Genomic DNA, 22798 nt, shown 5'->3' on the forward strand with positions numbered 1-22798 from the left:
CGGCTGAGCGGGTCAGCCCTTGACCGCCCCCTCGGTCATGCCGCGGATGAAGTGCCGCTGCGCGACCAGGAAGAGCACGAGCATCGGCAGCGCCACGATGAGCGCGGCCGCGGCGAGCAGCGACGGCGAGCCGGTGTACTGCCCGCTGAAGAACGTCAGCCCGAGCGGCGCCGTCCGGAGGTCCTCGTTGCTGGGGATCATCACCAGCGGCAGGAGGAACTCGTTCCACGTCCACATCGAGAACAGCACGACCATCGTGATGATCGCCGGACGGCCCATCGGCAGCAGGATCGACCAGAAGACCCGGAAGTGGCCGGCGCCGTCGAGCCGGGCCGACTCGACGAGCTCGCGCGAGGTGCCGCGGAAGTAGGCCCTCATCCAGAACGTGCCGAAGGCCAGCGACTGAGCGACCTGCGGGAAGATCAGCGCCTGGTAGGTGTTGGTCTGGCCGAGGTCGCGGAGCTGGTAGTAGAGCGGGACGACGATGGCCTCGTTGGGGACCATCAGGCCGAGCAGCAGCACGTAGAACAGCACCGAGGACCCGCGGAACCGCATCGTCCCGAACGCGTAGCCGAGCAGGCACGAGAGCGCCGTCGCCAGCACCACCACGCAGACGGTGACGATCACGCTGGAACGCATGTAGGTCGAGAAGTGGCCCTCGTCCCACGCCGTGGCGAGGTTGCTCCAGACGATCCCGGTCTCGTTGGGGTTGTCGGAGACGAACGCCGACGCGACGATCATCGCGATCGGGAAGAGCGCGACCACGGTGCCGAGGGCGAGCACGACGATCGTGACGCTGCGTTCGAGGCGAGGCTCGCTCATCGCTCCTCCCGCTCGGGGATCCGGTTGACCAGCACGGTGAGGAGCATGATGAACGCCGCCAGGATCAGCGCGATCGTGACGCCGGTGCCGACCTCGCCCTGGCGCATCGACTTCATGTAGACCTCGTACGCCGGGACCGCGCTCGCGCCGCCCGGGCCGCCGGAGGTCATGAGATAGACGAGGTCGAACGTCCGCAGCGCGGCGACCATCGTCAGCGTCAGGGCGACGGCGAGCTCGTTGCGCAGCGAGGGCAGGCTGATCGCGAATGTCTCGCGGAAGAACCCGGCGCCGTCGAGACGGGCGGCGTCGTAGATCGAGCGCGGCACCCGCGAGAGGCCCGCGAGGAAGAGCACGGTGCACAGTCCCGTCCCGAGCCACGTCCCGACGACGCCGATGGCGACGAGGGCGGTGTCGGGGTCGCCCAGCCAGCCGCGGGTGAGGCCGTCGAGACCGATCGCGCGGAGGGCCTCGTTGAGCGGCCCGTCGGGGGCGAGGATCCGCTTCCACGCCACCGCGACGACCGTCAGGGCGATCACCTGCGGCACGAACACGACCGCCTGGAAGACGCCTCGGCCGCGGACGGTCGACCGCATCAGAAGCGACGCGGCGAGCAGTCCGAGGAGGACGGGGACGAGCGAGAAGAACACGACGAGGACGAGGGCGTGCCCGAACGGGGCGCGCAACGTCGGGTCGGTCAGCACGTCGGCGTAGTTCTGAAGGCCGACCCAGGTGCCGGGGGAGAGCCCGTCCCACGCGAAGAACGACAGCCACACGGCGTATGCCAGCGGGGCAAGCAGGAAGAGCGTGAGGACGACGAACCCGGGGAGGATGTAGAGGTACGCGACCGCTCGCGGCTCTCCGGGGGGACCGTGGCGCCGCCGACCGCCCGGCCGGGCCCGCACGCTGCGTGTGGGCCCGGCCGGGACGGTCACCGTCTCGTCCGTCGTCACTCGTTCGTGTCCGTGAATTCCGAGTAGTTCTTCTCGATCGCGTCGAGGAACGCCGACGTGTCGACCGATCCGTCGCTGAGCTTCTGGAGCTGCTGGCCCATCAGGTCGCTCATGTCGGGCGTCGCCCAGTCGAGGTACGGCACGAGCGAGTCCTGCTCGGTCACCGTGCCCCAGGCAGCGATGACCTCCTTGGCCGCGCCCTTGGCGATCGCCTCGTCGCCGTCCACGACGGGGAGTCCGCCGTTCGCCTGGATCACCTTCATGGCCTCGGCATCGGTGAGGAAGTCGATGTACGCCGCGGCGGCGTCGGCGTGGTCGCTCGCATCGGTGATCGCCAGCGGCAGTCCCGTGCCGCCGGTGACGGCAGGCTCGCCGACCGGACCCACCGGTGGGAGGGCGAAGCCGAGGTTGTCACCCATCGCCGCCTCGAGGTCGGCCTGGTACCAGGTGCCGCCGATCATGAAGACGCCCTGGCCCTTGGCGAAGTTGCGCCATGCGGTGTCGTTCGGGACGGCGTTGAACTCGGGCGTGAGGTAGCCGTCCTTCACCCACGAGACGAAGAGGTCTGCACCCTCGACGTTCTCCTCCGACGTCCACGAGGCACCCTCGCGCCCGTAGCCGAGCGCACGCGTATCGTCCCGCGGGACGTACTGGTTCATCGCGACGGCGTAGTCGTGGATCGCGGGCCAGGCCTCGGCGTTGCCGAGCTGGACGGGCAGCTCGCCGGCCGCTTTCGCCGCCTTCATCGCGTTGTCGAACTCGTCCAGCGTCGCCGGCGGCTTGAGACCGAGCTTGGCCAGCTTGGCCTTGTTGTACCAGAGGCCGACCATCTCTCCGACCTGCGGCATCCCGAAGAGGCTGCCCTCGCCGAACGTCTTGCCGTCCTTGCTGTACGAGGCGGTGCTGCGCACGGACTCCGGGTAGCGCTCGTCCCAGCCGTACACCTCGGCGTACCCGTCGAGCGACTGGATGAGCCCCGCGGCGACGAACTGACCCATGTCGGCTCGGCCGTTGTTGACCTGGACCACGTCGGGCGCGTCGTCATTGGTGATGGCGAGGCGGACGGTCTTCTGGAGGTCGTCGAACGACTTCGACGTCCGCTTGATCGTGACGTTGGGATACTTCTTCTGGAACGCCGCGTTGAGCGCCTCGATCTGCTTGGCCTGACCGCCGCGAACCTCCTGGTCCCAGACGTCCAGCGTCAGGTCGCCCATGGCGGCGACGTCGGTCTCGATGTCGCTCGCCTTGGCGTCCTTGCTCTCCTGGTCACCTCCGTCGCCGCCCGGCGTGCAGGCAGACAGTGCGAGGACGGCGCTCACCGCGGTGACGGCGAGCACCGACTTCCATGCGGGGCGGTGGGACATGGCGGCTCCTGTGGTCATTCGCCGGTGTCGGCGATACGGAAGTCCCGACGACGAGGCTGGGACGCGTCGTGCCGGGGGTGGTCGTGCTGGGTCCCGACGAAACCGATCGTCGCGACGGCACGACCGTACGTCCTGTGCTCGACGGTGGTCAGAACGTCGTCCAAGAACGCGTAGTCGCGGGCGAGCCAGGAGCCCGGCTCGACGGCCTCCCACCAGTCGCAGACGGCCGCCCAGCCCGGGGCCGCGAGAGCTCCGCCGAAGTCGCGCACCGACAGCGCGGCACAGAGGTTGGCGAAGCGCAGACGCTGGAGCAGCGGCCACTCCCGCAGCGTGCCGGCGACGAGAGCGGCGAGGAAGACGTCACCAGCGCCGGTCGGGTCGAGCGCGGGCACGGTCAGCGCGGGGGCCCAGGCGGTCTCGCCGCTCTCGGCGTCCGCGGCGTACGACCCCGAGCTCCCGGCCGTGACGACGGCGAGCGGAACCCAGTCGCGGATCCTCTCGAGCGCTGCGCCGGGAGAGTCGGTGCGGGTGTAGGTCATCGCCTCGATGGCGTTGGGCACGAAGGCGTGGCAGCCCTCGAGCCGAGAACGCAGCGCGGCGGCGTCCCACGTGTCGGTCGGGTCCCAGCCGACGTCGGCGAAGACCAGGGTGCCGTCCGCGATCGCGTCGTCGACCCAGTCGGGACGCTCGGCGGCGAGGTCGGCGAACGCCGCCCGGGCCCGCGGGCGCGGCGGCGTGCGGTCGTCGGTGCGCGGAGGGTTGTGGGCATGGGTGATCATCGCCCGGTCCTGGTCGTAGGCGAGCGACACCGTCACGGGGGAGTGCCAGCCGGCCCAGCGGCGGGAGGTCGTGAGGTCGATCGCCTCGTCGTCGGCGAGGGTCGACCAGAGGTAGTCGCCGTACATGTCGTCGCCGAACGCCGCGCCGAGCGAGGTCCGCAGGTCGAGGCGCGACGCCGCGACCGCGAGGGTGGCCACGCCGCCGGGGCTCGATCCCATGCCGGACGTGAGAACCTCCCGCCCTCCGACGGGCGCCTCCTGCAGGCCGGTGAAGATGATGTCGAGAAAGACCGGACCTGTGACGAAGAGGTCGAACTCCGCATCTGCCGCCGCCTGAGCCATCCCGTGAGTCTCGCTCAACCGCGCATATCCGCGCAAGTAGTGATCGGTCATGAGTGCGCATGCGTAAAAGTGACTGTTATGGTCACCGAGTGCGCGCAAATCTCCGCCATGAACGGCTGCTCGACCTGCTCGAGACGAGCGGGCCGGTCGACGTCGCCACCCTGGCGCGTGTCCTCGACGTGAGCGACGCGACCATCCGCAGGGACCTCTCGGCGCTGGAGCGCACCGGCCGTCTGAGACGGCTCCGGGGCGGAGCCGCTCCCGCCCTGGAGCGCGAGGCGCCGTTCGAGCGCGTCGCCACCCAGAACCCGATGGAGAAGCGGGCGATCGCCGAGCACGCGGCGACGCTCGTGCCCGACGGCGCGGTGGTCCTGCTCGACATCGGGACGACGACGAGCCTGGTCGCGCGGCTGCTGCGCGGGCGGACGGTCACGGTCATCACGTCAAGCCTCGCTGTCTACGACGAGCTGCGCGACGACCCGGTCGTCGACCTCATGCTGCTCGGCGGTCTCGTCCGCACCAACTACCACTCCATGGTCGGCTTCATGACCGAGCAGGCGATCGCCCAGGTGCAGGCCGACGTCCTCTTCCTCGGCACGAGCGGGGTCCGCGAGGACGGGTCGGTGTTCGACACGACCGCCGTCGAGGTCCCCGTCAAGAAGGCGATGCTGCGGGCTGCCGACCGGGTCGTGCTGCTGGCCGACCACACCAAGCTCCCCGGCGGCGGATACGTCCGCGTGTGCGGGCCCGACCAGTACGACGCGCTGGTCACCGACCGCGACGTCGACCCCGACGCAGCCCGCGTCTTCGCCGAGGCGGGTGTCGAGCTGCACGTCGCTCGCGCGCTCGCCGCAGCCGGCTCGTCGTCCGAGGACCGCGCCATCGTCCAGGAGGCCCTGTGAGACTCACGATCGTCGGCGGCGGAGGCTTCCGGGTCCCGCTCGTCTATCGCGCCCTCGCCTCGGACGCAGGGGCGTCCCGGGTCGACGAGCTCGTCCTCCACGACACGAGCGACGCCCGGCTGCGTCGCATCGCCGCCGTCCTCGCCGACCTCGCACCCGGACTGCCGCACGCGCCGCGGATCAGGGTGACGACCGATCTCACCGAGGCCGTCACGGGCGCAGACTTCGTCTTCTCGGCGATGCGCGTCGGAGGCCTTGCCGGTCGCGTGTGCGACGAACGGTCGGCGCTCGGCGTCGGGCTCCTGGGGCAGGAGACGACCGGGGCGGGCGGGGTCTGCTACGGCCTGCGCACGATCCCCGTGGCGCTCCGGCTCGCTGAGGTCGTACGGCGCGCCGCGCCCGAGGCGTACGTCATCAACTTCACGAACCCCGCGGGCATGGTGACCGAGGCGATGTCGGCGGTGCTCGGGCGCCGCGTGATCGGGATCTGCGACTCGCCGGTCGGGCTGTTCAAGCGTGTGGCGCGCGTTCTCGGGTTGCCGCGGGAGACCATCACCTTCGACTACGCCGGCCTGAACCACCTCGGTTGGCTCCACCGCGCCGTGGTCGACGGCCAGGACGTGCTCCCCGATGTCCTGTCTCGGCCGGACCAGCTGATGCAGATCGAGGAGGGCCGGCTGTTCGGCCCGGAGTGGCTGGCCTCGCTGGGGACCGTGCCCAACGAGTACCTCTGGTACTGGTACTACACCTCCGACGCCGTCGCGGCGATCACGGAGGCGGGCACGACGCGCGGGGAGTACCTACTCGATCAGCAGGAGCGCTTCTACCGCGGCGACGGTGACGCCCTCGGTGGCTGGGAGCGCACCCGGCTCGACCGGGAGGAGACCTACATGGCCGAGGGACGCGCGAGCACCGACGCCGGTGAGCGCGACGACGAGGACCTGGACGGCGGTGGCTACGACCGCGTCGCGCTGGCGCTGATGGGAGCCATCTCGGCCGACGAAGGGGCCGAGCTGGTCCTCAACGTGCCCAACGACGGCACGCTCGACGCGGTCGACGATGACGCCATCGTCGAGGTGCCGTGCACCGTCGGTGCTGACGGTCCGCGACCCGTGGCGGTCTCGCAGCTCCGTCCGCACGAGCGAGGCCTCGTGAGCACCGTGAAGGACGTGGAGCGGATGACGATCGAGGCCGCCACGTCGGGTTCGCGGTCGGCGGCGCTGAAGGCGCTCGCGCTGCATCCGCTGGTCGACTCCGTCACTCACGCGCGACAGATCCTGGACCGCGAGCGGGAGGCTCTCCCCGAGCTCGCCCGCGTGCTGGTCAACCCCTGATCCCGGGGCGGTGGAGCGTCGCCGTGACGGCTTCCTGCAACGGTGCCGTCCGCTGGCCCTATCGCGGGCGACAGTGGAGGAGCCCTCGGGGAAGGAGCACCGTCATGAGGACTCAGATCATGACCATCACCGTCGGGATGGCCTGCACCGCAGCGCTCGCCCTGACCGCGTCACCGGCCGGCGCCGACACGCGCGCCCGGACCGACGCACGCCGTGACGCACCGGCGTCGATCGACATCTCCCGGGCCACCTATCGTCACACCGGCAGCCGCGTGTCCACGACGATCCGCGTCCCGCACCTCGGGAAGCAGGGCCGGGCGAGTCTCGCGATCAGCCGGTACGGCATCTTCGAGGCGGGCTACGTCGCCGTGGTCCGCAAGATGCCCGGGCAGCGCGCCAAGGCCCGGTTGTTCTTCTTCGACCACTTCCAGAACAGGCCCCGCGCATGCATGGGTCTGCGAGGCACCTGGAAGCGGTCGACGGGCACGATCACGGTCTCCGTGCCACGCACCTGCCTCCCGGGTCATCGGACCCGCCGGCTGTACGTCGCCGCCCGCACGATGAGAGGCGACGCGTTCGACGACGCGCCTGCGGTCACGCGCCTTCGTCGAGGCTGACCGGCGTGACGCGTCACATGTCGCGGTCACGCTTCGCCTCGGCGAGCCGTACCCAGCGTCCGTTCTTGCTGCGCTCAGGAGGCGAGGTGGAGGCGACGTCCTGTCGGGCCGTCACCGCGGACGATCCGTACGGCGCCGCCGGCGGCCTTCGTCCGCGGGACGTCGAAGACGACCTTGACCCTCTCCTTGGAGTACGGCGCGACCACGACCTCGTCGGCCGGCCAGAGTGCAGGCACGGCCGGGTCGTGCTGGGTGCCGTCGGCCGCGAGGAAGACGGCCGGGACCGTCGAGACGGCGACCGCACCGTCGCCGCGGTTGCTCACCTCGACCTCCGCCACCACGAAGACGTGGTTGGGGCCGGGTCGTCGTCCGTCGAGGCTCCGCCGTACTGCTGAGCCGGCGACGCTCAGGTCGATGCCGTACACGTCGTGCTCCTTCGCTCAAGATCCGGGAGCAGCCGTCCGAGCGAGCGCTGCTCCTTCACTTCTACAACGTCTGGAGCGATCCCACAGGACGGGGGTCGACGGTGTGAAAACGGTCATACTGGTCTCGGGTCGGTCCGTAGACCCGAGATCGCCGCGCCGCATGAATTCACCAGGCGGTGACTCGCGGCCTCGAGCGTGGAGCGGGACAATCGCCCGAGCCGCTTCACGAGGAGGCCCTGTGCGACTGCTCCTACTGTCCACCTCGACCCTGCACGGCGAGGACTACCTGGCGTACGCGCTGCCGACGATCGCGGGCCACGTCCCGAGCGGTGGGAGGGTCGCCTTCGTCCCGTACGCGCTGGCCGACCGCGACGCCTACACGGCGAGAGCTGCCACAGCGCTCGCGTCGGTGGGCATCACCGTCCAGGGGGTCCATCGTGCGTCCGACCCGCGGGCCGTGGTGGACGCCGCCGACGCGATCTTCGTCGGGGGAGGCAACACGTTCCGTCTTCTGCGCGCGCTGCAGCGGACCGGCCTGCTCGCCACCATCGGCGACCGCGTGCGCGACGGCGTGCCGTACGTCGGATCGAGCGCCGGCACGAACGTCGCCTGCCCGACGATCCGTACGACCAACGACATGCCGATCACCGAGCCGGCGGGACTCACGGCCCTCGGGCTCGTGCCGTTCCAGATCAACGCCCACTACGTCGACGCGGACCCGGCAAGCACCCACATGGGTGAGACGCGGGAGGAACGCCTCGAGCAGTTCCTCGAGGACAACGACGTCCCGGTGCTGGGCATGCGTGAGGGTGCCTGGCTCGAGGTGACCGAGACGACGGCACGTCTGGGCGGGGTCTCCGGATCCCGGCTGCTGCGACGAGGTGCCGAGCCGGTCGAGCTGCCCCCGGGCGCGGACATGAGCGACCTCCTCGAGGTGTCGACCCGCTACGACACGTGAGGAGCGTCGTTCTCCGGTCGCACGTCGTCACGCGGGCTTAGCGTCGTCAACAATCGTCACACCGGCCGGAAGCACCGCTCGTACAGTGCCTCCATCTCGGCGGCGAGCGCCTCGACCGGTCCTTCGACCGCGAGGCCCGGGGCGACCGTCGTGATCGGCAGCGGCGCGACGGGGGAGGGACCGACGCCCCACTCCTCGAGCAGCGCGGCGAGCCGCGTCGACGCGACGACGTAGACGATGCGGCCGAGGCCCACCCAGGCATGGGCGGCCGAGCACATCGCGCAGTGCTCGCCGGAGGTGTAGACGGTTGCGGACGCGCGGTCCTCGGGCTCGAGGTTCGCGACCGCCCACCGGACGATCGCGAGCTCGGGATGACGGGTGTGGTCACCGTCCTTCTCGCGGTTGTGGTCCTCGAACAGGACGGTGCCGTCTGCGCTCACCAGCACGGACCCGAAGGGCTCGTTGCCCTCGTCGAGCCCGATGGCCGCGAGCGCGACGCAACGGCGGAGGTGGCGGAGGTCGTCCTCGGAGAAGCTGCTCATGCAGGCAGTCTTCCGCGCTCGGTGACCGAAACGAAACACGTGACCGGAGGTGGCGGAAACATGACGTTCCTACGGTCGGCGCAACACCTTCAGCAAGGAGCGCGCCATGCCCCAGACTCGACGCGACTTCCTCAAGCAGGTCGGCATCGCCGGCGGCGCAGGAGTCATGCTTCACTCGATGGGGGCGCTCGGGCTGAGCCCGGCCGCCGCCGCGGAGACGCCACCGTTCACTCCTCCCAAGGCCTCCGAGCTCGCTCGGCACGGCCGCAAACGTGTCCTCATCCTCGGTGGCGGCATCGCCGGCCTGACCACCGCGTACGAGCTGGGCAAGGCCGGCTACCGGTGCACCATCCTGGAGGCCCGTGACCGCCCCGGCGGCCGCAGCTGGAGCGTCCGGGGCGGGACGACGGAGACCGATCTCAAGGGACAGACGCAGAGGGCGCGTTTCTCCCGAGGGCAGTACATGAACGCAGGCCCGGCCCGGCTCCCGCAGCACCATGTGACCGTCGACTACTGCCGCGAGCTCGGGGTGGAGCTCGAGACGTTCGTCAACCAGAACGCCGACGCCTACCTCTATCGGACCGGCGCGCACAACCTGGCAGGGCAGCCGATCCGCCACCGCGCGGCGAAGGCCGACGTCTACGGCTACGTCTCCGAGCTGCTCGCGAAGGCGACCGACCAGGGTGCCCTCGACACCTACCTCACCCAGGCCGACAAGGACGCCCTGATCGCGCTCCTCCGCAACTTCGGCTCGCTCGGGGCGAAGGTCGCCGGTGACCCGTCCGCGAGCTACCGCTACACCGGCAGCGGACGGCGAGGCTACGCGATCGAGCCGGGAGTCACCGCCGGGGAGCCGATCGCGCCGTACGCCTTGTCGGACGTGCTCGCGTCGGGGATCGGCAACTACTTCTCGTTCGAGCTCGGGTTCGACCAGGCGATGCAGATGCTCCAGCCCGTCGGCGGCATGGACCGGATCGCGTACGCGTTCGAGCGGGCGATCGGGCGCGACAAGATCGAGTACGGGGCGGAGGTGTCGGCCTTCGGCAACACGAGCACCGGTGTCGAGGTCGAGTACTCGACGGGCGGCCGCCGCACCAAGAAGGCCACCGCCGACTTCCTCGTCTGCACGATCCCGCCGCACCTCGCGGCGACGATCCCGAGCAACCTGCCGCCCGAGGTCGTCTCGGCTCTGGCGTACGCCCGGCCCAGCAACGCCGGAAAGATCGGGCTGGAGTACGACCGACGCTGGTGGGAGCTCGACCACAAGATCTACGGCGGGATCACGAACGCCGACAACGAGCTGGGCAACGTGTGGTACCCGTCCTCGGGCTTCCACGGAGAGCGAGGCACCATGATCGGCTACTACAACACCGGTAGCAACGCCACGACCTACGGAACGCTCACGCCGCGGGGGAGGCTCGCCAAGGCGCTGGACCAGGGCGCGGCCATCCACGGCGACGTCTACAAGCAGGACCTGCGGTCGTCGTTCTCCGTCGACTGGGCGTCGACGAAGTACAGCGAGGGCGCGTGGGTGGGCTGGCCGTCACGGACCGACGGGAACTACGACAGGCTGCTCGAGCCCTCCGGCAACGTCTACTTCGCCGGCGACCACCTCTCGTACACGATCGCCTGGCAGCACGGCGCGATGGTGTCCGCGCGTGCGGCCGTGGAGTCCCTGCACACCCGGGTGGTGTCGGCATGAGCGCCCGTCGCCATACGGCGGTCGCCGTCGCCGCGACCGCGCTCGTGTGCCTCCCGGCCAGCGCGATCGCGCACGGCACCTTCGCCAAGCCGCCGAAGCCCGGCACCGCGGTGCCCGCGCTTCCTGTCGGCCAGGACAACCCGATGATCGCCGAGGGTGTCGCGATCGGCGCGAGCACGCCGGTCTACAAGTCCAGCGGGCTCGGCCCGTCGGCGTTGAACGCCGCGGCACCCGCGGGATCCGAGCAGCGCTATGTCGACACGGCAGTCTTCCCCGACGGCGTGCTCCCGCCGGGGGTGACGATCACGGAGGCGCAGGGCATCAACGTGCTGCGCCGCATCGGCGAGAACCTCGCTCGGCAGGGGCTCTCGTACGACGACGTCATCACGATGCGGGTGTTCCTCCAGAACCCGGCGGGGGCCGCCACGGCCGACTTCGCCGGGTGGAACCGGGCGTACCGGCAGTACTTCGCCAACACCAGTCTGTCGACGGGGAAGCCGATCGACGTGCCCCTCGGGACGGCGGCGCCCGCGCAGCCGTTCGTCGTCAACCCGGCACGGCCGTCGCGGTTCGCGCTGGAGATCGAGAACCTCCCGGTCGCCGGCTGGCTCGTCGAGGTCGAGGTGGACGCGGTCTATCCGTCCAAGGGACGAAAGCACTGAGAGGCGCCACATGGGCACGCCTCAGACCAGGCCAGAGCGCCGATCGTGACCGGCTGACCTGGTCGACCGACGCGTCTCCCGCTGCAGCGGGGCGGACCCGGCTCAGGCCGTGTCCGCCCCGCCGCCTCGGAGCGAGCGGACGGCGAGCGACGCGACGCCGAAACCGGCGATCGCAGCAGCGACGAAGATGATGATGCGGCGGCGCCGCGCGGGGCCTGAGAACACGTGGGGGCCTTTCGTTTCCCGAGAGAGCTGGCGCGAACGCCGTCGACGAGCCTAGCGCGCGCGAACGAGCCCCCTGAGCGCTCAGCTCCCGAGCCGCGAGACCAGCTCCGACTTCGACATGCCCGAGTAGCCCTTCACGCCCTTCTCCCGAGCAGCCTTGCGGAGCTCGGCGACGGTCATGGAGGCGTACGGCCCGCGGGCGCTCGAGCCGCCGGACGTGGTCTTCTTCGCGGTGGTCTTCTTTGCCGTGGTCTTCCTGGCGGCGGTCTTCTTCGCGGTGGTCGTGCTCGCGCTGCTCTTCTTCGCAGCGGTCTTGCCCGTCGTCCTCGTGGCACCGGTGCGTGACGCCGACGTGTTCGTGTCGTCACGCGGTGCGACCCGGCGCTGCGAGGTGTCGGGTGCCTTCGGCGGGCTCGAGATCTCAGACGGCGCCGCTGAGACGTTCGTCGATGCCTCTTCGGGTGAGCCGCCGAACGGTCCGGGGACGACGGTCTTGCCGAGCCGGGCGAGCTCGTCGCGTGCGGAGTCGACGGTCTCGGCGATCTTGCGCTGCGCCGACTTCGACGCCTTGCGGATCGCCTTCTCCGCGTCGGCGCGCGACCTGTCGGTGTCCTTGCGCGCTCGCTTGAGTCGGTTCGTCGCGTCGTCGAGCGCTCGCTCGAGGTCGGCAACGCGCTTGCGCAGCTCGTTCTCTGCCTTGCTGGGCTTGCTGTTCTTCGCCACGGGTCCTCCTTGCTCCACTGCTCGTGAACGTCACGGCACGGTCAGCGTAGGCGCGATCGCGCGCGTGCGCGCTCTCGCGCGGGACGCGCCGCCGAGGGTTCGCGTGGCGAGGCCGTAGCCACGAGAGGGGCCGCTCTCGCCGGGGGAGACATGAGCGGCGCCCTTCGTGGCGATCCACCGGATCGGGCAGGGGGTCGACATCCCGACCCTGTCACTCTGAATAACGCACGAGGGTGGCCGAGATATCGCACGACGGAGCGTGGTTTCGGTCACGTGTCCAAGAGGAGCGTCACCGACTGCTCGGCGGTCACTCGATGTACAGGTCGAGAACCTCTCCGAGGTGGTCGCGCTGCGCACTTCGGCGGCCGGCGCCCTTGGCGCTCGCCGCCGTCAGCGACGCGATGACGCTGATCACGAGGCTGAGGCTGGAGGGTGACTGGCCGAAGGAGACGCCGGGCGGTGGGACGAGGACGACGTCGGCGCCGAGCTGGGCCAGAGGTGCGTCGGGCGAGTCGGTGATCACCAGCAGGCGGCCGCCGGCGTCGCGGAACGCCGCCGCGATGTCGATCGTGTACTTGCGATAGCGCTGCACCGAGAACGCCACCATCGCGTCCGAGCTCCGCACGTCGCTCAGCACGTCGATCGGCCGGATGATGGTGCCGTCGACCAGGTGGACGTTGGCGAGGCTGGCGCTCAGGTCGAGCGCCAGCAGCGACGCGTACGAGAACGACTGGGTGGCGCCGATGACGAATCGTCGTCGGGCGCCGACGATCTGCGCGGCCATCTCTTCGAGCGTCGGGTCGGTGAGGATCCAGTCGAGCATCGCGTCGAGCTGCGTCCGCTGCTCGTCCACGAGCCGGCGTTTGAGCAGCGCGGCGGATCGTCGCTGCGGACGGGCAGGCGTGCCGTCGCTCATCCGTACTCCTGACGTGAGAGGTCAGTGGATCGTAGCCGTGTCGACGATCGTGAGCGATGGAATAGACGCATCCAGGACCGCACTCACCCCGAGCGGGACGCTCTCCGCCGCGGCGGCGTGGCCGAAGCCGAGCTCCCAGGCGACAGGGATCCCGAGCGGTGCGAGCAGCTCTGCACAGACGGCACGGACCTCCTCGGGCTGGCCGCAGTCGAGCCAGCTGCCGAGGACGACGCCCGTCACGCCGTCGAACCAGCCGGAACGGAGAAGTGACACGAGGAGCCCGTCGATGCGGTACGGCTTCTCGTCCACGTCCTCGAGAAGGGCGACGAACGGCCCCGGCGCGCGGGGCGGTGCGGACCGCGTTCCCGCCGTCATCGCCAACATCGTGAGGGTGCCTCCGATCAGCGTGCCGGAGGCGGTGCCGGGGATCAGCGTCTCCGCGCCCTCGGAGGAGTAGACGCGGGCGCGGAAGGGCTCGACCACCGCGCGTCGCAGGCTCGCCGTGGCCGCCGGGTCGTCGAGCAACGACAGCGTGCCGACCATGGGGGTGAACCAGGTGGGAACACCGACGACCTCGCGCCAGTACTCGTGGAGCGCGGTGACGTCGGAGCTGCCGTAGAGCGGCTTCGGCCGCGCCGACCGCAGCGCGGTGGCGTCGAGGTGGTCGAGGAGACGGACGGAGCCGTAGCCGCCGCGGACGCAGAAGATGCCCTCGATCGAGGGATCGCACCACGCCTCGACCAGATCGGCGGCACGGCCCTCGTCTGTCCCGGCCAGATAGGACGCTCGCGGATGCACGCCGCGCAGATGCCTGCCTTCGACGGGTTCGAGACCCCACGAGCGGAGCAGCGTCGAGGCACGGTCGACAAGTTCCGGCACGACAGGGCCGGCCGGAGCGACCAGGGCGACGCGAGCACCGGTCGGCAACGGACCGAGCGGACGGGCGCAGCTGGTCACGTCGAGCCTCCTACCTGGGGACGACCGTCACGCGAGGGCGCGGCTGTGGACGACCGGACTCCGGCGCTGCTCGCCACCCTAGGTTCGTGGTTCCGACCGACACCGGGAGACCTCCATGGAGACCGTACTCGTCCAGCACCGCCGCCGTGCCCGCCGCACCGACGTGCCCGACGGCCCCGACTCCGATCCCGGTGTCCGCGGCCGCGCCTATTGGAGCCTGTGGCGGCACCGTCACTTCCCGTGGGCCGCGCTCGACGACGGCGTCCGGGTGCTCCTCCTCGAGTCGTGGTCGAGTGGCGGACGCCTGACGTGGTTGGTGGAGGCCCGTGACGTCCTCCGGGCCACGGTCAGCTCTCAGGACGAGGTGGTCGACACGGTCGCGGCGTGGGCGGGGGAGTCGGCCGACGACGTGGCACGGTCCGACTACCTCGTGGCCAGCTCGGTCGAGTCGGGTCTCGTCCTGGGCTTCCGGTCGGAGCCTGTCACGTGGCTGGGTCTCGAGCGACCCGCCGACCTGCGTCTGGACCGCAACGGTTGGGCTCTCGCGCGGGTCGACGAGCTCGCGGAGTGGGGCGTCGAGCTCCCCGAGCGAGACGCGACGACCCTGGACACGTGACCGTGTCGGTGAGATAGAAACGGCGCATGGACTCTGCGCCCTCGTCGACTCCCCTCTCATCCGCCACGGGACGCGGGTACGCCCTGGGGTCGGTGGCGACGGGCACCTTCGCCACCGTCCCCGGTCTGCTCCTCCTGCCGTACCTCACCGACACGCTCGGTGTCGCCGCGGGCATCGCCGGGCTGATGGTGCTCCTCCCCAAGGCCTGGGACGTCGTTCTCAACCCGATCGCGGGCCGCATCAGCGACCGCTCGACGAGCTCCCGGGGACGTCGCCGTCCCTTCCTCCTGCGCGCCGGCGTCCTCCTCGCCGTGACGTTCGCGCTCATCTTCGCCGGCCCGGCCGAGCCGACCTGGCTCGCCGGCACCTGGGTCGTGGTGCTGTTCCTCGCGTGCGCGAGCGCGTACGCGTTCTTCCAGGTCCCCTACGTCGCGATGCCTGCCGAGATGACTCTCGACTACGACGAACGCACGCGGTTGATGACGTGGCGCGTCGTCGTGCTCGCGCTGGCCATCCTCCTCTCAGGGGCGACAGCGCCGTTGGTGGTCGATGTCGTGGGCGACGCGTCCTCGGAGACGACGGGCTACCGGGTGATGGGCGCCTACATCGGGGTGATCCTGCTCCTCGGTGCGCTGGGCGCCTACCGGGGCACACGTGATGCGCCGGACCACGGTGTCGCGACGGCCGGCGGCTCGATGCGTGACCAGCTGCGGCTCGTCGCGCAGTCGCCGGACTTCCGCCACCTCCTGACCACCTTCGTTCTCCAGGCGCTGGGCATCGGCGCGATGCTCGCAGGGGTGGCGTACGTCGCCGACCACCTTCTCGACAGCGGCAGCGCGACGACGCTCCTCTTCGTCGCGTTCGTCGGGCCGGCGCTGCTCGTCACGCCGCTGTGGGAGCGGGTCGCCGCGCGCCGGGGCAAACGCTACGGCTACACCGCCGCGACCGGCATCCTCGTCCTCGGGGCGCTGGGGCTGCTGGTGGCGTCGACCGGCCAGGCCCTGGCCGCGTACGCAGCGGCGGCGGTCGTAGGCATCGGCTACGCCGGCGCGCAGGTCTTCCCGATGGCGATGATCCCCGACGTGGCCGCGGACCACGCGGCGCGTACGGGCGCGAACCGCATCGGCGTCTTCACCGGCGTCTGGACGGCCGGCGAGACGTTGGGTCTGGCGCTCGGTCCGGGTCTCTTCGCGGCCGTGCTGTCGCTCGGCGGCTATGTCTCGTCCCGCGAGGGCGAGGACGTCACGCAGCCTGACTCGGCCCTCGACGCGATCGTGGTCGGCGTCTCTGTCGTCCCGGCGCTACTCATCATCGTCAGCCTCCTGTCGCTGCGCCGATACCGGCTCGACGAGCGACTCCACCGCAACGGCGCCCACGACGCGGACGCCGACCCCACCGCGACGCCGCAGGAGCCCACCCCATGACTGTCCCGCACCGCGATGCCGACGAGATCAGAGCGAGCCTCCTGACCCTGCGCGACGGCGACCTCCCGACGCACGGGGGGAGGACCCTGGCATACGTCTACGACTCGGGGATCGCGGAGGCCGACGACCTCGGCCGGGAGGCGCTCGCCGCCTACGGCTCGACCAACGGGCTCGACCCGACAGCCTTCCCCAGCCTCCTCACGATGGAGCGCGACCTCGTCGCGTTCGCCAAGCCGCTGTTCCACGCACCCCGCGAAGCCGTCGGGACGGTGACGTCGGGAGGTACGGAGTCTGTGCTGCTCGCCGTCCAGACCGCCCGGGACGCACGGCCTGACGTGGCTCGACCGGTGATGGTGGTGCCCAGCACGGCGCACGCCGCCTTCCACAAGGCGGCCCACTACTTCGGCGTCGAGCGGGTGACCGTGCCCGTCGACCCGTCGACGATGCGGGCCGACGTGCCGGCGACGGCGGCCGCGCTGGACGAGTACGGCGACCGCGTCGTGCTGGTCGTAGCGAGCACTCCCTCGTACGCGCACGGCGTGCTCGACCCCGTGCCCGAGCTCGCAGGGCTCGCGCTGCGCCACGGCACCCGTCTGCACGTCGACGCCTGCATCGGTGGGTGGGTGCTGCCGTGGCTCGAGCGCGATGGACGGGTCCGCCATGCCTGGGACTTCGCCGTCGAGGGCGTTACGAGCATCTCGGCCGATCTTCACAAATACGCGTACGCCCCGAAGGGCGTCTCGCTGCTGCTCCACCGCACGCCCGAGCTTCGCCGTCCCCAGTTCTTCGCCAGCGCTGACTGGCCCGGCTACACGATGCTCAATGCCACCCTCCAGTCCACGAAGTCAGGGGGCCCGCTGGCTGCCGCATGGGCGGTGGTCTCATACTTCGGCGACGACGGCTACCACGCACTGACGCGCGCAGCGTCCACCGCCACGACGGCTCTCGCGGCGGGCGTCGAGGCGACCGAGCACCTCTCGCTCGCCGCCGAGCCCGACACCACGCTGGTCGCCGTGACGACCGACGACGCGTGCGACGTCTTCACGATCAGCGACGCCATGCTCGCGCGCGGGTGGTTCGTCCAGCCGCAGATGGCGTATGGCGACCTTCCCGCGACGCTCCACCTCACCGTGTCGGCGGCGACAGCCCCTCTCGTGGACGAGCTCCTCGACGATCTCAGGGACTCCGTCGGCGAGGCGGTCGCCGCAGGTCCGATTGCCGTCGACCCTCAGCTCCGGGCGGCAGCGAGCGCGATCGACCCTGACACCTTGGACGACGCGGCGTTCGACGGGCTCCTGGCGCTGGCGGGTCTGGCGAGCGCGGAGGACGGCGGGGGAGTGGCGCCGCCTGCGCAGATGGCACCGGTCAACGCGCTGCTCGACGTCGCCCCGCCGGCGCTCCGGGAGGCGCTCCTCGTCGCGTTCCTCGACCGACTGACCCGCACCGACCAGCGCGCGTCCGATCGCTGACCCTCAGTAGGCGCGGTGCCGGCCGGCGGGCGTGCCACCGCCGCCGCTGCGGATCTCGGCTGCCAGGTCCTCGCGAGTCCGGACGACCACCGGCGCCGCCGATCCCGGCAGCAGCCGCGCGGCGTCGTCCGGCAGCACGACATCGGTCTTCACCGCCTCGCTGATCCGGTACGGCATCGCGCCGAGCACCCCTCCGAGGGTCCGGCGCAGACGGGACATCTCGGCCCGGACGGTCACCGTTCGTGACGGGTCCGCGAAGAGGTCGTCCGACAGCTCGGAGGCCGAACGGCCCTCGGGGTGACGCACGAGCGATAGCAGGATCTCGGAGTGGCGGGGCGACAGCGCATGGGTCCACGAGCCGCTCGAGCTGGTCACCTCGACGACGGTCGGCGTGGAGGTGAGGTCGAGACGCACGAGCGTCATGGGGTCTCGGTCGGAACCGTCCTCGGAGAGGCGGAGCAGCCAGCCGTCCGGCACCGGTTCGGCGACGACGTTCCCGAGCTGAGGGAGCCACAGCGCGCCAGGTGTCATGTCGGACGGCAGCAGCACCCGCGCGGGAGGCTCGGTGCCGACTGTGGCGGCGGAGATGCCGTCCCGCGTGACTGCGATGGCGGGGCCGCCGAGGCGTGCGAGCATCGGCCCTGCGTGCGTCCGGAGGCGGTCGGCGTTGTCGTGGTAGACCTGCCGCAGCTGAGCCTGGGCCAGCTGCGACGCCATCACCACGTGCGGGAGCGCGAGCGGGTTGACCGCGCGCTGGCGATAGCTCAGGTCGACGACGCCCACCTGCTCTCCGGTCAGCGGGTCACGGACCGGGGATGCGGCGCACGACCAGGGGAGGTGTTCCTCGGCGAAGTGCTCGGCGGCGTGGATGCCGACCGGCGCACCCTCGACGAGCGCCGTGCCGATCGCGTTGGTGCCGACGTTGCCCTCGGCCCACGTCGCTCCCGGGACCATGCCGAGCTCGTCGGCGTGGTGGCGCAGGGGGGCGTTGCCGGCTCGCCACAGGATCGTCGCGTCGGGCGAGGTGATCGCGAGGAGCATGCCCGCCGAGTCGAGCGCGTCGCGCAGCAGCTCAGCGAGCTGGTCGACCAGCGGGCGCATCGCGCTTGCGGAGCGCCCGGCCTCGACCTCTCCCGGTGCAGCCGGCGGTGTGGGGGGAACCCCGTCAGGGCTCAGCCCGTGAGTCCGGGAGCGGTCCCACGAGGCACGGACGACGGCCCGGGGCTGGACCGCGGAGGACCGCCCGGCGAGGACGTCGGAGCGCACGCGGTACAGGCTGCGCAGGTCCACCGACGTCGTCGACGGACGCCTTGTCGCCCCTGATCCCGCCATGCCCCCCGGCCTTCCGGTCCCCGTCGCCCGCGGCGGGATGTCGTTTCCTGCGCCCCACCGTAGACCCGGCGAACCGGTCAGCCCAGGTTTTCTCGCGGCTTTCTCGTCCCTTGTGCGCGCTCACGTGTGCGCTCTCACGGCCGACGATCGTGCCCGGGCGAGCGTTGCAACCCCGTGCAACCCTTGCGCCCGCTGACCCGGCAGGGCTGGGATGGGGATGCGTTCAGGTCGAGCGGGCTCCGCTGCGGGGGTACGGAGCGCGCTCGACCTGGACGGACGGACAAGACATCGTCCGCCAGACGTACGAAGGCCCCGACACCGGTTCCGGTGTCGGGGCCTTCGTCAGAAGTCTCGGGGACGAGACGCCTTCTCAGATAGCGCGAACGTTCTCCGCCTGGGGGCCCTTCTGGCCCTGGGTGACGTCGAACTCGACGCGCTGGTTCTCGGCCAGGGTGCGGAAGCCGTTCCCGGTGATCGCGGTGTAGTGGACGAACACGTCGTCACCGCCACCATCCTGCGCGATGAAGCCGAAGCCCTTCTCGTCGTTGAACCACTTCACGGTGCCTTGCGACATTTCTTGCTCTTTCGTCGAACTGTGGAGCCGACCGTTGTCGACCCCCGTGCAGCGTTGCTCCACCCACACGATGGTCGCGGGGGCGCTTCGGCCCAGATAAGACAAAGGCACCAACGTTGAAACCGTTGGCGCCGACGTACCCACCTGCGCTGAACCGAACAACTACTGCTGGAAGCCTAGCAGGTCCGGGGGCAGTCTCGAGGGTGCGCGGGGCCCGGCGCGTGGCGGCGCTCCGAGGGCCGTGAGGCTCGTCTCGTTCCGCGCCTTCGTCGCCCCGCAGACGGCCGCTGACCGCTCAACGGCGCTTGGCCGGACGGCTGCGAACCGTGACAGCTCGCGAGCGTGACCGGTCGTGGTACGCGTTGCGGACCGCCTTCACACGGACCTTGCGGGGCGCCGTCCACCGCCAGCGCACACGGAACGTCGCGGTGCCGTCCGCACGGGTGGTCCGCACCGGCCCGACGCGTCGCCACGCTCCCCGGTGCCGGACGTAGGCCTTCACCCGGACCCCAGCCTCGGGGAAGAACCCGTACGGCCGGGCGACCCGCACGCTCGTCCCCACCCGCAGCACGGAGCCGACGCGTGGCCTGCGAGGGCGCACCGACACCGACGTCGCTGTCCGCGGCCGCCGCAGGGTCAGCCGCGTCGAGGCGAGCACGAGGGGTGCTCGGCCGGTCGCCGACGACCAGGTGACGCGAGACCGGACCGTGAACGTGCCCGGCCTCACCGCGCCCGCGCAGATCCGGAAGGCACCTCGGCCGGCCGCTCCGGCGGTGCTGGGGACGGTCGTCCGGTCGACCACCCGGCCGCTCCCGGCGACGAGGTCGACGGTCAGAGTCCAACCCGGGGCGACACCGCTCAGGGCGTACGAGAAGGGGTGTCCGAAGCAGTTCCGGTAGAGGGTGGCGCTGGTGCTCGTGACCCGTCCCGAGGCGGCATGGGCAGGCGAGGTCAGCCCGGAGGTCACCAGGCACCCGCCGAGGACGGCGACGACGATGGCCAGCAGACGACGGAGGGTCACGGTCCGACCTTAGGCGACCTCGAGGTCTGCGCCACCGCACGCGTGGTTCGGAGGTTGGTACAACGCTGGTACGGTCACCGCCATGGCTCCTCAGCAAGGCCCCGACCGTGACCGTTCGACAGTGCCGCTGAGGGCGCACAACGCGATCCCGCGTGATCGCGTGCTCGACGCGGCGCGCGACATCGTCGAGGAGGTGGGCCTGCGCGGCTTCACCATGGCGGACCTCGCCCGCCGGGCCGACGTGTCACGGGCGACGCTCTACCGCACCTGGCCCAACGGCGCCGGTGTCGTGGCCGACCTCTTCACCCGCGAGTTCCGCAACGTCATGCAGCTCGCGATGGGGCAGGTCTCGGCACACGACGCCCGGTCGGTGCTCGTCCGCGGTTCGGTCGCGATCGTGCAGCACACCCGGCGACTGCCGTTCTTGCGGCGCGTGATCGAGCTCGACCCGGAGTTCATCGCGACCTACCTCCTCCACCGACGGGGGAGCAGCACCAACGAGCAGACCCAGCTCCTCGAGGACCTGATCCGCGACGGGCAGAGCGACGGGTCGATCCGAGCCGGAGACGCCTCGATCATGGCGGCGGCGGTCCTGCTCGACGCCTGGTCGTTCGTCATCACCGGGCCGGTCTTCGTCGGAGACGACCGTCTCGACCCGTTGGACGAAGAGCTCCTGCTGATGCTGGACCGCTATCTCAGCCCCTGACGAGTCGACGTGCTCAGAGGTGCTTGTCGATCTCGGACCAGAACGCCTCTCGCAGCTGCCAGCGGGTCTCGGTCTGGAGCACGCGGTAGCGGTCGTCGCTGTGCGCGACGAGGTCGTTCAGGAGGGTCGAGTCGACGTCTCCGGGGATCGTCGGGCGGGTGGCGACGAGGTCGCGGAGGTCGGCCTGGTTCGCCGAGTCCAGCCAGTTGCGGACGACGGTGCGGACGACCTCGGGGATCACCGCGCGCAGGTCCGCGTCAGGGTCGCCACGATTGGCGCCACCTTGTCCTGTGGTGCTGCTGTAGGCCAACGACACCGCGGGCTCCAGGCGCTCGGGCTGGCCCAACGGTGGGGCCGGGTGCAGCCGTGCGACGTCCGAGGGCGTCGGGATCCTCAACCGCGGCGTCACGGTCGCGGCCGCTTCACCCACCGCGGCGGCGGGGGCCGGCTCGTCAGCGGGGACCTCGCGCGGTCGCGGTGACGGCGTGATCGCGGTGCGCAGCAGCTCGACGGGGATGCGCTGTCGTCCGTCGACCACCCTGGCGAGGTTCATCGCGGTCGCGTGGATGCCGATGCGTGAGTCGTCGTTGGGCACGTTGAAGAGCGTCACGCGCACGCCGTAGTCCTGCGCCATGTCGACCGCCTCGGTCAGGTCGTCGTCGCCGGAGACGAGGAAGATCTCCGAGACCGCTCCCTGGAGCGCGAGGTTGACGAGATCGAGCGCGATCCTCGTGTCGACGCCCTTCTGGGCGCCTTCGTTGTTGACCCGCCCGAGCCGCAACTTGACGTCGGGCAGCAGCGAGATGAGGTTGTGCTCCTCCGACAGAGCCCGTGCCGCCTGCGCGTTGGCGGCGTCGTACCAGAACACCCGGAGCAGCCGGGTGTCGGTGTTCTCGGCGACCGACGTCTTGATGCCCGTCACCAGCCGTTCCCAGCTCACCGCCACCGCCCGGCGCAGCGAGGTGCCCACGAGTACCTGCGCCGACGAAGCGAGGAGGTATCCGGCGTCGACGAGGATGGCGTGCCGGTCTGATCGCGCGAGCCGACTCATCTGGCCAGGCTAGCCCGACCGTGGGCGAGCCCGCCGACCTCGACGCGCGCCGGGCTCACCCGAGATCAGCTGAGGTAGCCCTCGACCTCGTCGGGCGGACGGACCTTGGCCGTCGAGGGGTCGTCGCCGAACTCCTTCTTGGCCCGTCGCTGCCTCAGGAGGTCCCAGCACTGGTCGAGCTGTGTCTCGAGCTCGCGCAGCCGGGCGAGCTCGGTCTCGGGGTCGGTGTCGCCGCGCTCGCGGCGCTCGCGCAAGTCCTTCTCCTCAGCCACCAGCGAAGAGATCGAGCTGAGGATGTCCTGGTCGGTCGTCATGGAGCCTCCCGTGTCGTCGTGCCCACGGTAGTCCGCCGGGACCTCGGCCGGCGACCGCTAAGGTGTGGGCA

At 70.8% G+C, this 22798-nt stretch carries 25 protein-coding genes; 10 read left to right on the forward strand and 15 right to left on the reverse strand.

Annotated elements, in window-relative coordinates:
- Positions 1-12: 12 nt before the first annotated feature.
- The 4 genes from KV102_RS00460 to KV102_RS00475 are packed head-to-tail and all read right to left on the reverse strand — an operon-like array spanning position 13 to position 4308.
- Positions 13-822 carry a carbohydrate ABC transporter permease gene (locus tag KV102_RS00460; RefSeq protein ID WP_220341489.1) on the reverse strand — a complete coding sequence of 270 codons (810 nt, stop codon included), beginning with the start codon at positions 820-822 and terminating at the stop codon, positions 13-15.
- Positions 819-1772 carry a sugar ABC transporter permease gene (locus KV102_RS00465; RefSeq protein WP_308290188.1) on the reverse strand — a complete coding sequence of 318 codons (954 nt, stop codon included), beginning with the start codon at positions 1770-1772 and terminating at the stop codon, positions 819-821. Before KV102_RS00465 ends, KV102_RS00460 begins: the two co-directional genes overlap by 4 nt.
- Positions 1769-3136 carry an ABC transporter substrate-binding protein gene (locus KV102_RS00470; RefSeq protein ID WP_220344988.1) on the reverse strand — a complete coding sequence of 456 codons (1368 nt, stop codon included), beginning with the start codon at positions 3134-3136 and terminating at the stop codon, positions 1769-1771. The genes KV102_RS00465 and KV102_RS00470 overlap by 4 nt, the downstream gene beginning before the upstream one ends.
- A 14-nt stretch (positions 3137-3150) precedes the next feature.
- A complete protein-coding gene (locus tag KV102_RS00475; RefSeq protein WP_220344989.1) occupies positions 3151-4308 on the reverse strand; it encodes a carbohydrate kinase family protein in 1158 nt (385 codons plus the stop codon).
- 38 nt (positions 4309-4346) lie between these two features.
- On the opposite strand from KV102_RS00475, the gene KV102_RS00480 reads away from it, so the two are divergent.
- The 3 genes from KV102_RS00480 (at position 4347) to KV102_RS00490 (ending at position 7110) form a co-directional block, all read left to right on the forward strand.
- Positions 4347-5159: a DeoR/GlpR family DNA-binding transcription regulator gene (locus KV102_RS00480; RefSeq protein ID WP_301022015.1), complete on the forward strand. Its 813-nt coding sequence runs from the start codon at positions 4347-4349 to the stop codon at positions 5157-5159.
- Entirely contained in the window at positions 5156-6493 is a 1338-nt protein-coding gene (locus KV102_RS00485) for a 6-phospho-beta-glucosidase (protein ID WP_220344990.1), read from the forward strand. Before KV102_RS00480 ends, KV102_RS00485 begins: the two co-directional genes overlap by 4 nt.
- 104 nt (positions 6494-6597) lie before the next feature.
- The gene (locus tag KV102_RS00490) at positions 6598-7110 is read left to right on the forward strand and encodes a hypothetical protein (protein WP_220344991.1); all 513 of its coding nucleotides are present in this window, start codon (positions 6598-6600) and stop codon (positions 7108-7110) included.
- A 74-nt stretch (positions 7111-7184) separates the two neighbouring features.
- Here the strand turns inward: KV102_RS00490 and KV102_RS00495 are convergent, their stop codons facing one another.
- The gene (locus tag KV102_RS00495; protein ID WP_220341495.1) at positions 7185-7535 is read right to left on the reverse strand and encodes a DUF4352 domain-containing protein; all 351 of its coding nucleotides are present in this window, start codon (positions 7533-7535) and stop codon (positions 7185-7187) included.
- 238 nt (positions 7536-7773) lie between these two features.
- Here KV102_RS00495 and pepE point away from each other — a divergent pair, with 238 nt between their 5' ends.
- Positions 7774-8493: a dipeptidase PepE gene (pepE, locus tag KV102_RS00500; protein ID WP_220344992.1), complete on the forward strand. Its 720-nt coding sequence runs from the start codon at positions 7774-7776 to the stop codon at positions 8491-8493.
- Positions 8494-8549: 56 nt separating this feature from the next.
- On the opposite strand, the gene KV102_RS00505 is transcribed toward pepE, so the two are convergent.
- Positions 8550-9035, reverse strand: a complete 486-nt coding sequence (locus KV102_RS00505; RefSeq protein WP_220344993.1) for a nucleoside deaminase — start codon at positions 9033-9035, stop codon at positions 8550-8552.
- A gap of 106 nt (positions 9036-9141) precedes the next feature.
- Here KV102_RS00505 and KV102_RS00510 point away from each other — a divergent pair, with 106 nt between their 5' ends.
- Positions 9142-10737, forward strand: a complete 1596-nt coding sequence (locus tag KV102_RS00510; protein WP_220341498.1) for a flavin monoamine oxidase family protein — start codon at positions 9142-9144, stop codon at positions 10735-10737.
- Positions 10734-11399: a Rid family hydrolase gene (locus tag KV102_RS00515; RefSeq protein ID WP_220344994.1), complete on the forward strand. Its 666-nt coding sequence runs from the start codon at positions 10734-10736 to the stop codon at positions 11397-11399. The genes KV102_RS00510 and KV102_RS00515 overlap by 4 nt, the downstream gene beginning before the upstream one ends.
- A gap of 102 nt (positions 11400-11501) precedes the next feature.
- Here the strand turns inward: KV102_RS00515 and KV102_RS18850 are convergent, their stop codons facing one another.
- From KV102_RS18850 to KV102_RS00530, 4 genes are all read right to left on the reverse strand, one after another.
- The gene (locus tag KV102_RS18850) at positions 11502-11624 is read right to left on the reverse strand and encodes a hypothetical protein (RefSeq protein ID WP_255559181.1); all 123 of its coding nucleotides are present in this window, start codon (positions 11622-11624) and stop codon (positions 11502-11504) included.
- Between the two features lie 81 nt (positions 11625-11705).
- A complete protein-coding gene (locus KV102_RS19420) occupies positions 11706-12347 on the reverse strand; it encodes a Rho termination factor N-terminal domain-containing protein (RefSeq protein WP_220344995.1) in 642 nt (213 codons plus the stop codon).
- Between the two features lie 307 nt (positions 12348-12654).
- Complete coding sequence (locus KV102_RS00525) at positions 12655-13263, reverse strand: MurR/RpiR family transcriptional regulator (RefSeq protein WP_220341501.1); 609 nt, start codon at positions 13261-13263, stop codon at positions 12655-12657.
- A gap of 21 nt (positions 13264-13284) precedes the next feature.
- Positions 13285-14220, reverse strand: a complete 936-nt coding sequence (locus KV102_RS00530; protein WP_220341502.1) for an LD-carboxypeptidase — start codon at positions 14218-14220, stop codon at positions 13285-13287.
- Positions 14221-14335: 115 nt separating this feature from the next.
- On the opposite strand from KV102_RS00530, the gene KV102_RS00535 reads away from it, so the two are divergent.
- The 3 genes from KV102_RS00535 to KV102_RS00545 are packed head-to-tail and all read left to right on the forward strand — an operon-like array spanning position 14336 to position 17729.
- On the forward strand, positions 14336-14836 hold the full coding sequence (locus KV102_RS00535) for a hypothetical protein (RefSeq protein WP_220341503.1): 501 nt from the start codon (positions 14336-14338) through the stop codon (positions 14834-14836).
- A gap of 26 nt (positions 14837-14862) precedes the next feature.
- Positions 14863-16260 carry an MFS transporter gene (locus KV102_RS00540; protein WP_220341504.1) on the forward strand — a complete coding sequence of 466 codons (1398 nt, stop codon included), beginning with the start codon at positions 14863-14865 and terminating at the stop codon, positions 16258-16260.
- Positions 16257-17729 (forward strand): aminotransferase class V-fold PLP-dependent enzyme, encoded by a 1473-nt coding sequence (locus tag KV102_RS00545; RefSeq protein ID WP_220344996.1) that lies wholly within the window; start codon positions 16257-16259, stop codon positions 17727-17729. Before KV102_RS00540 ends, KV102_RS00545 begins: the two co-directional genes overlap by 4 nt.
- A gap of 3 nt (positions 17730-17732) precedes the next feature.
- Here KV102_RS00545 and KV102_RS00550 read toward each other — a convergent pair whose 3' ends face one another.
- The 3 genes from KV102_RS00550 to KV102_RS00560 form a co-directional block, all read right to left on the reverse strand.
- On the reverse strand, positions 17733-18995 hold the full coding sequence (locus KV102_RS00550; protein ID WP_220341506.1) for a helix-turn-helix domain-containing protein: 1263 nt from the start codon (positions 18993-18995) through the stop codon (positions 17733-17735).
- A gap of 436 nt (positions 18996-19431) precedes the next feature.
- On the reverse strand, positions 19432-19635 hold the full coding sequence (locus tag KV102_RS00555) for a cold-shock protein (protein WP_139105401.1): 204 nt from the start codon (positions 19633-19635) through the stop codon (positions 19432-19434).
- 295 nt (positions 19636-19930) lie between these two features.
- Positions 19931-20656, reverse strand: coding sequence for a hypothetical protein (locus KV102_RS00560; RefSeq protein ID WP_220344997.1), 726 nt, complete (start codon positions 20654-20656; stop codon positions 19931-19933).
- An 82-nt stretch (positions 20657-20738) separates the two neighbouring features.
- Here KV102_RS00560 and KV102_RS00565 point away from each other — a divergent pair, with 82 nt between their 5' ends.
- Complete coding sequence (locus KV102_RS00565) at positions 20739-21362, forward strand: TetR/AcrR family transcriptional regulator (protein WP_220344998.1); 624 nt, start codon at positions 20739-20741, stop codon at positions 21360-21362.
- Positions 21363-21375: 13 nt separating this feature from the next.
- Here KV102_RS00565 and KV102_RS00570 read toward each other — a convergent pair whose 3' ends face one another.
- Both KV102_RS00570 and KV102_RS00575 read right to left on the reverse strand, forming a co-directional pair.
- Entirely contained in the window at positions 21376-22413 is a 1038-nt protein-coding gene (locus KV102_RS00570) for an NYN domain-containing protein (RefSeq protein ID WP_220341509.1), read from the reverse strand.
- Between the two features lie 65 nt (positions 22414-22478).
- The gene (locus tag KV102_RS00575) at positions 22479-22727 is read right to left on the reverse strand and encodes a DUF2630 family protein (protein ID WP_220341510.1); all 249 of its coding nucleotides are present in this window, start codon (positions 22725-22727) and stop codon (positions 22479-22481) included.
- Between the last annotated feature and the right edge of the window lie 71 nt (positions 22728-22798).

The organism is Mumia sp. zg.B53, assembly GCF_019550935.1.
GTDB lineage: Bacteria > Actinomycetota > Actinomycetes > Propionibacteriales > Nocardioidaceae > Mumia.